General features: G+C 37.0%; 11 protein-coding genes. All 11 read right to left on the bottom strand.

The features are described from left to right. Positions 1 to 143: 143 nt before the first annotated feature. Positions 144 to 1,847 (bottom strand): proline--tRNA ligase, encoded by a 1,704-nt coding sequence (locus ACSVDH_RS11615; RefSeq protein WP_439249503.1) that lies wholly within the window; start codon positions 1,845 to 1,847, stop codon positions 144 to 146. Between the two features lie 38 nt (positions 1,848 to 1,885). Then, entirely contained in the window at positions 1,886 to 3,145 is a 1,260-nt protein-coding gene (rseP, locus tag ACSVDH_RS11610; protein ID WP_439249502.1) for an RIP metalloprotease RseP, read from the bottom strand. Between the two features lie 16 nt (positions 3,146 to 3,161). Then, positions 3,162 to 4,313 carry a 1-deoxy-D-xylulose-5-phosphate reductoisomerase gene (dxr, locus tag ACSVDH_RS11605; protein ID WP_439249501.1) on the bottom strand — a complete coding sequence of 384 codons (1,152 nt, stop codon included), beginning with the start codon at positions 4,311 to 4,313 and terminating at the stop codon, positions 3,162 to 3,164. 24 nt (positions 4,314 to 4,337) lie between these two features. Beyond that, the gene (locus ACSVDH_RS11600; protein ID WP_439249500.1) at positions 4,338 to 5,132 is read right to left on the bottom strand and encodes a phosphatidate cytidylyltransferase; all 795 of its coding nucleotides are present in this window, start codon (positions 5,130 to 5,132) and stop codon (positions 4,338 to 4,340) included. Positions 5,133 to 5,148: 16 nt separating this feature from the next. Continuing rightward, the gene (gene uppS / locus ACSVDH_RS11595; RefSeq protein WP_439249499.1) at positions 5,149 to 5,928 is read right to left on the bottom strand and encodes an undecaprenyl pyrophosphate synthase; all 780 of its coding nucleotides are present in this window, start codon (positions 5,926 to 5,928) and stop codon (positions 5,149 to 5,151) included. Between the two features lie 316 nt (positions 5,929 to 6,244). Next, on the bottom strand, positions 6,245 to 6,802 hold the full coding sequence (frr, locus tag ACSVDH_RS11590; RefSeq protein ID WP_299090131.1) for a ribosome recycling factor: 558 nt from the start codon (positions 6,800 to 6,802) through the stop codon (positions 6,245 to 6,247). A gap of 2 nt (positions 6,803 to 6,804) precedes the next feature. Next, positions 6,805 to 7,527, bottom strand: coding sequence for a UMP kinase (gene pyrH, locus ACSVDH_RS11585; RefSeq protein WP_046515046.1), 723 nt, complete (start codon positions 7,525 to 7,527; stop codon positions 6,805 to 6,807). 167 nt (positions 7,528 to 7,694) lie between these two features. After that, positions 7,695 to 8,576, bottom strand: coding sequence for a translation elongation factor Ts (gene tsf / locus ACSVDH_RS11580; protein ID WP_299090129.1), 882 nt, complete (start codon positions 8,574 to 8,576; stop codon positions 7,695 to 7,697). Between the two features lie 116 nt (positions 8,577 to 8,692). Then, positions 8,693 to 9,397, bottom strand: coding sequence for a 30S ribosomal protein S2 (gene rpsB, locus ACSVDH_RS11575; protein ID WP_299090128.1), 705 nt, complete (start codon positions 9,395 to 9,397; stop codon positions 8,693 to 8,695). 179 nt (positions 9,398 to 9,576) lie between these two features. Continuing rightward, complete coding sequence (locus ACSVDH_RS11570; RefSeq protein WP_439249497.1) at positions 9,577 to 10,071, bottom strand: Swarming motility protein SwrB; 495 nt, start codon at positions 10,069 to 10,071, stop codon at positions 9,577 to 9,579. Between the two features lie 67 nt (positions 10,072 to 10,138). Then, the gene (sigD, locus tag ACSVDH_RS11565; protein ID WP_439249496.1) at positions 10,139 to 10,906 is read right to left on the bottom strand and encodes an RNA polymerase sigma-28 factor SigD; all 768 of its coding nucleotides are present in this window, start codon (positions 10,904 to 10,906) and stop codon (positions 10,139 to 10,141) included. Between the last annotated feature and the right edge of the window lie 37 nt (positions 10,907 to 10,943).

Below are 10,943 nucleotides of genomic sequence, written 5' to 3'. Positions count from 1 at the left end.
ATTGAAGAGGCTGCCTCCTGTAATAGACAAGGATTTATAAACAACGAGTGTATATAAAGTCATGTCTATTTTTTCGAGTCAGCCTCTTCACGGTATTACACTTGTATTATTTTATCATGCTTTGCAGCTTACTGTAACCTTTTTTAGTTGCCAAGAATTTGCTTCACTTTATTATAAAGCTCTTCAACGGTAACTTCAAATGATTCACCTGTTTTACGAATCTTCACTTCAACAATGCCTTCTTCCGCTTTTTTACCAACGGTTATTCGAACAGGAAGACCAATTAAATCAGAGTCAGCAAATTTAACACCAACACGTTCCCCACGATCATCAAGCAAAACTTCGTATCCGTTTTGGTAAAGTTCTTGATAAAGCTTCTCTGATAAATTCCTTTGTGAATCATTTTTCATATTTACTGGAATTACATGAATTTGAAATGGTGCCACAGCTTCTGGCCATACAATACCATTTTCATCATGATGCTGTTCGATGATGGCAGCTAATGTTCTTGAAACCCCAATACCATAACAACCCATAATCATTGGCTGTGTACGGCCATTTTCGTCCAGGAAGGTAGCATTCATTGCTTCACTGTATCTAGTACCAAGCTTAAATACATGTCCAACTTCGATTCCTTTGGCAAATTTAATGATACCTTCACCATCTGGAGATTTGTCCCCTTCTTGGATAAAACGGAGATCAGCAAATTGCGACACAGCCGCATCTCGTGCAATGTTAACCCCTTTATAATGAAATTGTTCCTCATTTGCTCCGCAAACTCCGTTTACAATTGCAGCAACAGCATGATCTGCAATCACTTCAACACTTTCAGATACATTTATAGGGCCAATAAAGCCAGGCGCACAATTCATCACCGTCTTCGTATCTTCTGGTTCAGCTAGTTCAACAACCGATGCTCCAAAGAGATTCTTTACTTTTATATCATTAACTTCATGGTCTCCACGTACAAGCACTAAAACAAAACGATCATCAACCTTGAACAGCACAGATTTGATACACTCTTCCTTTGATACCTGTAGAAAATCTGTGATTTCTTCAATTGACTTTTGATTAGGAGTTTCAATTTTTTCTAAATCCACCAGCTCTTCAGTACTTTTTTCATACGTAGCAATAACTGGCGCCATTTCAATATTTGCTGCATATTGTGACGTATCGGAATAAGCAATCGTATCTTCACCGATATCTGATAACACCATAAATTCATGGGTATCAGTTCCACCCATAGCCCCGGAATCTGCAATAACAGCTCTGAAATCTAGTGAACAACGCGTGAAAATATTTTGATAGGCTGTAAACATTTTTTCATAACCTTCATCCAGACTCTCCGATGTTGCATGGAACGAATAGGCGTCCTTCATAATAAATTCACGTCCGCGCAATATACCAAAACGGGGACGCTTTTCATCACGGAATTTCGTCTGAATTTGATATAAGGCAAGCGGAAGTCGTTTATATGATTTAACCTCATCACGGATCAAGCTGGTAATCATTTCCTCATGTGTTGCACCTAATGCGAACTCGCGGTTATGGCGATCATGCAATCTCATTAGCTCTGGTCCATAGGAATACCAGCGGCCAGATTCCTGCCATAATTCTGCTTGTTGGAGAGCTGGCATTAATAATTCTGCTGCACCGGCTTTTTCCATTTCTTCTCGGACAATTGCTTCAATTTTCTTTAATACTTTTTGTGCCAAAGGTAAATAGCTGTAAACACCACTTGTGTTTTGTCTAATAAACCCTGCCCGCAGCATAAGCTGATGGCTTTTTACTTCAGCATCAGCTGGAACTTCTCTAAGGGTAGGAATAAACGTCATACTTTGTTTCATAACGAGCACCTCTATTTTATCTCAAACTTTTTTAATTTTTAAAGGAATAATCGTTGAATATCATTCCAGGTCACTACAAGCATCAACAGCATTAATAACGAGAAGCCAATAAAATGAACAATTCCTTCTTTTTGCCGATCAATTGGCTTTCCTCGAAGTGCTTCAATAAATAAGAACAACAGGCGGCCGCCGTCTAATGCAGGAATCGGTAATAGATTGACAATTCCTAAATTGATGCTTAATAATGCTGCCCATCTTAGCAGATTGATTGTTCCAGATTCTGCAACTTGGTCTGTCATATCATAAATCCCAACTGGACCTGAGAGCATATCAATTGAAAATTGGCCGGTCACCAAATGACCAAATCCGATTAATATTTCCTTTGTCCATGTATAAGTTTCGACAAAGCCATATTTTAACGAGCTTCCAAACGATTTATCTACCGGATTATAGGCACCAATTCTCCCCATCGTTTGTTCGCCTACTTTCGTTGATTCTGGAACAACTTCAAAGGTAAGAATATCTCCATCACGTTCTACTTCAAAGGTTAGTTCTTTTTCAGGATTATCACGAATAATGGTAACAACCTCTTCCCAAGTGGATGTAGGCTGTCCATCAATTGACTGAATAACATCGCCTTCCAGCAGCCCAGCTTCCTTTGCAGAACCGTCACTTGTTAACTCTCCTAATCTTGGATCATTGACAGGAGCTCCTTGAATTAAGCCTAGTGCAAACAAAATGACAAACGCAAGTAAAAAATTCATGAATGGCCCTGCAAAAATAGCTGCAATTCTCTGTCCAACTGTTTTTGACTGGAATTGACGGTTATACGGAGCTATTTGAACCTCCTGACCATCTACAATAAAGTATGACGTTTCACTAACTTCAAATCGCTTGATAAACTCTTCTTCCCCATGCTCATAGCCGGATATAAACATGCTATGCTCTAAATCAACATTCTCCACTTCAATGATGCGTGCCTGAGGATATTTTTCTTTATTATTTAAAATAATCTTTTCAACCTTATTCTCTTGGTTAAAAAGCAAGCCTACATTATGACCAGGCTTTACCTCAATCACTTCAGGATCCTCGCCGGCCATTCTTACAAATCCGCCAATAGGCAATAAACGAATGGTATAGACTGTTTCATTCTTTTTAAAAGAGAGAATCTTTGGACCAAATCCAATCGCGAATTCTCGACATAAAATGCCGGCACGATTTGCAAGGATGAGATGTCCTAGCTCATGAAAAAAAACAAGGGCACCGAAAATGAGGATAAACGCTATCACTGTATTCATTTTTGTATGACCACCTTTATGAGATTAATGTTTGTACAAAATTACGTGTTAGTTGATCAACTTCTTGAATTTGCTCCAAACAAGGATCGGCGATATTAACATGATGATCCATCGCTCTTTCAATACAATCTTCAATCTGAAGGAATGAAAGATCTCCCTGTAAAAATGCAGCAACAGCTACTTCATTTGCAGCGTTTAAAACAGTCGGCATTGTTCCTCCTATTTTACCTGATTCAAAGGCAAATTTTAAGCATCGGAATCTGTTAAAATCTGCTTTTTCAAAATGTAATTTGCCAACTTCCCACAGCTCTAATCTTTTAGAATTTTTTAATGGCATTCTATCTGGATAGGTTAAAGCATACTGAATTGGAACCCTCATATCTGGTGTACCTAGCTGAGCAAGAACACTGCTGTCTTTAAATTCAACTAAGGAATGTATAATACTTTCTTTATGTAATAAAACATCGATTTTTTCATAGGAAATATTGAAGAGCCAGTGGGCTTCAATCACTTCTAACCCTTTATTCATCATCGTAGCAGAATCGATCGTGATTTTCGCACCCATCGACCAGTTTGGATGGTTCAAAGCTTGTTCAACAGTAACCCCAACAAGCTCATCCCTTTTTTTATCACGAAAGCTCCCGCCGGATGCTGTCACGATCAGACGCTCGATTGCCTTCGGATTCTCACCCTGTAAGCATTGAAAAATAGCAGAATGTTCACTGTCAACTGGCAATAAATCAACTTTATATTTTTTGGCATGCTCTGTAACTAAATGCCCTGCGGTAACAAGCGTCTCCTTATTTGCTAGTGCAACTGTTATATTATTTTCAATAGCTTTTAGCGTTGGAACAAGTCCTACGCTCCCAACCACTGCATTGACTAAACATTCCACTCCATCATAAATGGCAGCTTCAATAAGCGCATCTTGTCCATAACCAAACTTCACATCAGAATTTGAAAACTCCTGTAAAAGGATTTCATATGTTTCTTTATCCTTAACAGCAACAAATTCAGGTTTGAATCTCTTTATGATTTCCCTTCCAGATTGATAATTACTTCCGAAAGACATGGCTACAAGCTTAAATTGTTCTTGATGGGCTTCAATCACGTCAAGAGTTTGAATTCCAATTGAACCAGTAGCTCCTAACAAGCTGATTTTTTTCACAAAGTCACTTCCAATCAAAACGGTTTAAAAAATAATTCTTAAAAAATGTAATAATGGTAACACAAATAACAAGCTGTCGAAACGGTCTAATATTCCTCCGTGTCCTGGAAGGATGGTACCAGAATCTTTTACTTGGTAGTGACGTTTTAGTGCAGATTCAACAAGGTCTCCCATTTGACCAAAGACTGATAGGAAGATCGTCATAAAAGTTACGACAAGATAATTATCAAGTACCCCTGTGAAATAATGGTAGATCCAAGAAAAGATTACTGCAAAGACTACGCCTCCGACTGCACCTTCAATGGTTTTATTGGGACTGATTTCCGGCCACAATTTTTTCTTACCCATTGCACGTCCAACAAAATAAGCACCTGAATCAGTTACCCATATCAATATTAATGCATAAAAAACAAGTTCTAGACCACCTGGATGAAGGTTTCTCGTTTCGATTAGAAAATAAAAACCAATTCCTAAATAAAAAATCGCAATAACAACAAAACCTACATCATCGAATGTAAACTTATTTTTCGTTACAACCGTATAGGTTAATAACAGAAGCAGAGCTAATAATGCAAATTCCGCTTTAGAAAATTTAACAAAAATCTCAATATATGCAGAAGGGATTAAAAGAACCCATAAAATGACTAAACTGACTAACCCAGGTATACTAGCCAACGAGATTTTTTTCATCTTTAATAATTCATGTAAAGCAATTGTAGCTAATAAATAAACAAAAATCGTAAACGGAAGTTTTCCGTAAATAACGAATGGAAGAAAAATAGCTGCAGCCAATACTGCAGTTAATATTCGTTGTTTCATTGTACATCATCACCTTTTATACGCCGCCAAATCTGCGTCCTCTTTGTTGATATGTGTGAATTGCTTCAAGTAAGTTTTGTTCAGTGAAATCCGGCCAAAGGATATCCGTAAACCAAAATTCAGTATATGCCAGCTGCCACAACATGAAATTACTTAATCGTATTTCACCACTTGTTCTTATTAATAGATCAGGGTCCTTTAGCGGGTTTGTCATTAAGTATTCAGAAAAAAGCGACTCATTGATTGCCGTTTCATCGATTCGCCCGTTTTTTATGTCATTCGCAATTTTTTGCACGGCTGAAATAATCTCGGATCGACTTCCATAATTCAATGCAAAATTTAATATGAGTCCAGTATTTCTCTTTGTGTCGCTCATTGCTTTTTCAACTGCTCTTAACGTATGTACCGGTAGTCTATTTTTTTCACCGATAATTCGGACTTGTACATTTTCCTCTATCAATTCTGGTAAGAAGGTATTTAAGAATTCTTCGGGCAGCTTCATTAAATATTCAACTTCTGTTTTAGGTCTTTTCCAATTTTCAGTAGAGAATGCATATAAGGTTAGAGCTTTAACACCAAGTTCATTCGCCTGTCTAGTAATTCTCCGTACAACCTTCATTCCCTCATGGTGTCCCGCAATCCTTGGAAGAGCACGTTTTTTTGCCCATCTTCCATTCCCATCCATAATGATCGCAATGTGTTCAGGTATTTCTCCCTTTAAAACATCCGCTTTGACTATCGTTTCTTCTTTAGTGGTTTGAGAACTTCCTTTCCACTTTTTTAATATGTTGAGCATGTGTTTCCTCCATCACCCAATAATTCATGATCTCTTTTTACCATGATGATGTTAACAGTATTAACAAAAAAACCCCCTGTAAACATTAGAGGGTCTTTCACATATCTATTGTACCTATTTTTTATTGTTTAGGAAACTATAAATTTCCTTGCACTATGGATTAGCTTACGTGACATCCAGCTCTAGCGACTATTGAACTTCACACTCCTCGCATGCGTAAGTCAACATCGAATCGCTATCGCTCTTCGTGTTTCCTTTATCTCATACGGAGTGCTCTTTTTTCTACGTCGCTGAGCAAGGCGCTTCCGCTTTTGAATTAAACTTCCATGATTTCTTTTTCTTTATCTTTTGCTACATTATCTACTTTAATAATGTATTCGTCCGTTAATTTTTGGACGTTTTCTGTATTGCTTCTTAATTCATCTTCGGTTATTTCGCCATTTTTTTCAAGCTTTTTAAGGTCATCGTTTCCATCTCGTCTAATATTACGGATGGCAACTTTTGCATCTTCTGCATATTTTTTCACTAATTTTACAAGTTCTTTACGTCTTTCTTCTGTAAGAGCAGGTATAGAAAGACGAATTAATGAACCATCATTTGCAGGTGTTAAGCCTAAGTCAGACTTAAGAATCGCTTTTTCAATATCACCTAAAATAGACTTATCATAAGGTTGAATAACAAGAAGACGTGCTTCTGGAACACTGATAGAAGCAAGCTGATTAACCGGTGTAGGAGCACCATAATAATCAACTGATATCTTATCTAATAAGTTAGCACTCGCTCTGCCAGCTCTTACGGATGCTAATTCACGAGTTAAAGACGCAACTGCTTTTTCCATTTTCTCTTTTGTGTTTGCCAATACTTGTTTAGCCAAGATTATTTCCCCCTTACGATTGTTCCAATATTTTCGCCTATAACAGCCCGTTTAATATTCCCTTCTTCCATAATGGAGAAGACAATTAACGGTATATCATTATCCATACATAAAGAAGATGCTGTTGAATCCATTACCGCAAGACCTTCTTTTAGTACATCTAAATATGATAAAGTATCATATTTCACGGCATCTTTATCCACACGAGGATCAGCGTTGTAAACACCATCCACATTGTTTTTTGCCATTAAAATAACATCCGCCTCGATTTCAGCGGCACGTAAGGCAGCTGTTGTATCTGTTGAGAAGTATGGATTTCCTGTCCCAGCTGCAAAAATAACAACGCGTTTTTTCTCTAAATGTCGGATCGCTTTTCTTCTTATGTAAGGCTCAGCAACCTGTCTCATTTCAATAGAAGTTTGAACACGGGTTTGAATACCTAATGTTTCAAGACTGTCTTGTAAAGCAAGGGAATTCATAACAGTTGCCAGCATTCCCATGTAATCGGCAGTCGCACGATCCATACCCATTTCACTACCTATTTTTCCTCGCCAAATGTTTCCTCCGCCTACGACTACTGCAACTTCAACATCTAATTCTGCAATTTCCTTTACCTGTTTTGCAATTGATTGAATAACTGCAGGGTTTATACCAAAGCCGCTGTCACCCGCAAGTGCTTCTCCACTTAATTTTAGAACAATACGTTGATATTTTGGTTTACTCATAATTACCTCCAACTTTGCTTTTGTTACATTTAAAATTTGAAAGAAATAGTATGTATCTCCAAAAGAAGGGAACACAGCCTTGTGTTCCCTTTTTCATTTTAAGAAATGATGTATAATCAATACACACAAACACTATAAGCTATAATGAGAGTGATCGATAATTATACTTATTTTTTCACTTGATTCATTACTTCTTCAGCAAAGTTGTCTTGGCGTTTTTCAATACCTTCTCCAACTTCATAACGGATAAATGTTTTCACAGTACCGCCTTTTGATTCAACAAATTGTTTAACTTTTTGATCTGGATTCTTAACAAAGCTTTGATCAAGTAAGCAAATCTCTTCAAAATATTTTCCTAAACGGCCTTCAACCATTTTCGCTACAATATTTTCAGGCTTGCCTTCGTTAAGAGCCTGTTGAGTTAAAATTTCACGCTCATGCTCAGCTTCTTCTGCAGAAACTTGATCACGTGACACATATTTAGGGTTAACAGCAGCAACATGCATTGCAACATCTTTCGCTGCTTCTTCATCAGTTGTTCCTTCTAATAACGTTAGAACGCCGATGCGTCCTCCCATATGTAAGTAAGCACCAAATGCATCGTTATCTGTTTTATTAACAATAGTAAAGCGGCGAAGAGTGATTTTCTCACCAATTTTGGCAATTGCAGCGTTAATATAATCTCCAGCAGTTTGACCATTGTCCATAGTTTCTGCAACAGCTGCATCAACATCAGCTGGTTTTTTTGCTAATAAGAAATCGGCTAAACCGTTGATTAGCTCTTTGAAGCCTTCATTTTTCGCAACGAAGTCTGTTTCAGAGTTTACTTCTAAAATAACTGCTTCATTGCCGTTAACTTTTACTAATGTAGAGCCTTCAGCTGCGATACGATCAGCTTTTTTAGCTGCCTTTGCAATACCTTTTTCACGTAGGAAGTCGATTGCTTTATCCATGTCGCCATTTGTTTCAGTTAACGCTTTTTTACAATCCATCATTCCTGCGCCTGTTTTTTCACGTAGTTCTTTTACCATTTGTGCAGTTACTGCCATAACGGTATTCCTCCTTAAGGGTCAATTTTTATTGTTATTTGTCATTGAGTGCTTTATGTAAATATGGCTTAAAAAAAGGTGATAAAAGGCCAATTCCCCTTATCACCTTTTGCACATTAAGCAGGTGTTGTTGTTTCTTCACCTTGTTTAGATTCTAAAATTGCATCAGCAATTTTTGCAGTTAACAGCTTAACAGCGCGAATTGCATCATCATTTGCTGGGATTACGTAATCAATCTCATCCGGATCACAGTTAGTATCAACGATACCAACGATTGGGATATTTAATTTACGAGCTTCAGCAACAGCGATACGCTCTTTACGAGGATCGATAATGAATAATGCATCTGGTAATTGCTTCATGTCTTTAATTCCGCCTAGGAATTTTTCAAGACGCTCAAGCTCTTTGTTCAGTTGAACAACTTCTTTTTTAGGAAGTACTTCAAAAGTTCCATCTTCCTGCATTCTTTGAATATCTTTTAAACGCTTGATACGTTTTTGGATTGTTTCAAAGTTTGTTAACGTACCACCTAACCAGCGTTGGTTAACATAGTACATTCCAGAACGTTCAGCTTCTTCTTTCACTGAATCCTGTGCTTGTTTTTTTGTACCAACGAATAGGATTGTACCGCCTTCAGCTCCAAGTTCTTTAACGAATTTGTAAGCTTCTTCAACCTTTTTAACCGTTTTTTGAAGGTCGATAATGTAGATGCCGTTACGCTCAGTAAAGATGTAACGTTTCATTTTTGGGTTCCAACGGCGTGTTTGGTGACCGAAGTGAACACCAGCTTCAAGCAATTGCTTCATAGAAATTACTGACATGTGTTTGTTCCTCCTAATGGTTTTTGATCTCCTCCGCTTACATCATCTTTAAGCATAACTGTTAAAAGAACTAACAGCACCAATGCTTAAATCTATAAGCGTGTGTATTAACACCAAAAATTAATATACCATATCAAAATATGACAATCAAGGCTAAAGTTCAACTTCTTTAGATTTGTTTAGTTCTGTCGAAATTTAAGAAGCAGCTCAATTTCTGTCTTGCCCCTATTTAACTTTTTTGCAATCTGTTCAAGAGTATAACCTTTTTCATAAAGATTTATAGCCTCCATTTCAAAAGGAAGACTTTTTTCCTGTGAAAAATGAGATAGTTCAATAATATCTTCGATTTTATTTACACTGTTTAAATATTCAGGAAGCTCTTTCTGAGTTTTATCCATTTCCGTTCCATGTTCAAGTAGTTTTTTTGAAGAAACTTCTACCCTTTCTTCTGATACGGTCAATTTCTCTTGCTGTTTTAATTCGGAGAGGAGCCGTTCGTTCTCATCCTTTATTTCGATTAAAAAGCCTGTCATCGCTTCTTCCGTTTCCTCAAGTAATTTTTTCTGAGTATTTGCAAGATCTTTTATTGTAGAGTACTTTGTAAACAAAACAATAATAAAATAAAATGAAACAATATGTAGCAGTAAACTAATGATGAAAAGTAAGATTGTCATTTTCAGCATCCCTTGGAATAATCTTCGGTATCCTATTTCAAGGATTGGTATTAAAGTCTATTTAATATTAATGAATCACGTTTGCTAAAATTTTTCTTAATTTAAATAATGCCTTTGAATGGATTTGCGAAATTCTTGATGTAGATAAGTTCATTACTTGACCTATTTCAGTTAACGTTAGTTCTTCTTTGTAAAAAAAGCTAATGACAAGCTGCTCCTTCTCACTCAACTCATTTATCACTTCAGCTAATTGGCAGATAAGTTCATCTTTTAAAATCATTTCTTCTGGACTTGGCTGCTGTTCATCCTTAATGGTAAATCCAATGCCCTCTCCATCATCCTGGTCAAATAGCTGATCATCAATTGAGAGTACATTAGCAAAAAATCCTTCATTCATAACAGTTATTACCTCGCTTTCAGAAAGACCCAGTTCAGAGGCAATTTCTTTTGAGGTAACATTACGAAGATGCTTTTGCTCCAATTTTTCAATGGCAGCTTCCACTCGCTTTGCTTTTTCCCTTGAGCTGCGCGGTAACCAATCTTCTTTTCTCAGTCCATCAATAATGGCTCCTCTTACTCTGAAGGAAGCATATGTATCAAATTTCAAATCACGATTTGGATCAAATTTTTCTAATGCATCATATAAACCAAATAAGCCTAAGCTCATTAAATCATCTTTATTCACGTTTTTTGGAAGTCCTACAGAAATTCTTTGTACATGATAAGAAACAAGGGGCATGTACCGTTTAATGAGGATATCTCCTGCATGTGAATCACGTACACTTATCCATCTTTGCCATATTGCTTGTTCGTCTGTTTTTGTTAATTGTGTCATTTAGATCCCCCTTAGCAAGAGTTTAAGGCCAAACTCT

It is taken from the genome of Metabacillus sp. Hm71 (genome assembly GCF_051842955.2).
Classification (GTDB): Bacteria; Bacillota; Bacilli; order Bacillales; family Bacillaceae; genus Metabacillus.
This window is presented reverse-complemented; position numbering and strand designations above follow the sequence as displayed.

Coding starts and splice junctions, on each gene's coding strand:
- ACSVDH_RS11615 (WP_439249503.1), bottom strand. CDS start 1,847: ATGAAACAAAGTATGACGTTTATTCCTACCCTTAGAGAAGTTCCAGCT.
- rseP (WP_439249502.1), bottom strand. CDS start 3,145: ATGAATACAGTGATAGCGTTTATCCTCATTTTCGGTGCCCTTGTTTTT.
- ACSVDH_RS11600 (WP_439249500.1), bottom strand. CDS start 5,132: ATGAAACAACGAATATTAACTGCAGTATTGGCTGCAGCTATTTTTCTT.
- uppS (WP_439249499.1), bottom strand. CDS start 5,928: ATGCTCAACATATTAAAAAAGTGGAAAGGAAGTTCTCAAACCACTAAA.
- pyrH (WP_046515046.1), bottom strand. CDS start 7,527: ATGAGTAAACCAAAATATCAACGTATTGTTCTAAAATTAAGTGGAGAA.
- tsf (WP_299090129.1), bottom strand. CDS start 8,576: ATGGCAGTAACTGCACAAATGGTAAAAGAACTACGTGAAAAAACAGGC.
- rpsB (WP_299090128.1), bottom strand. CDS start 9,397: ATGTCAGTAATTTCTATGAAGCAATTGCTTGAAGCTGGTGTTCACTTC.
- ACSVDH_RS11570 (WP_439249497.1), bottom strand. CDS start 10,071: ATGACAATCTTACTTTTCATCATTAGTTTACTGCTACATATTGTTTCA.
- sigD (WP_439249496.1), bottom strand. CDS start 10,906: ATGACACAATTAACAAAAACAGACGAACAAGCAATATGGCAAAGATGG.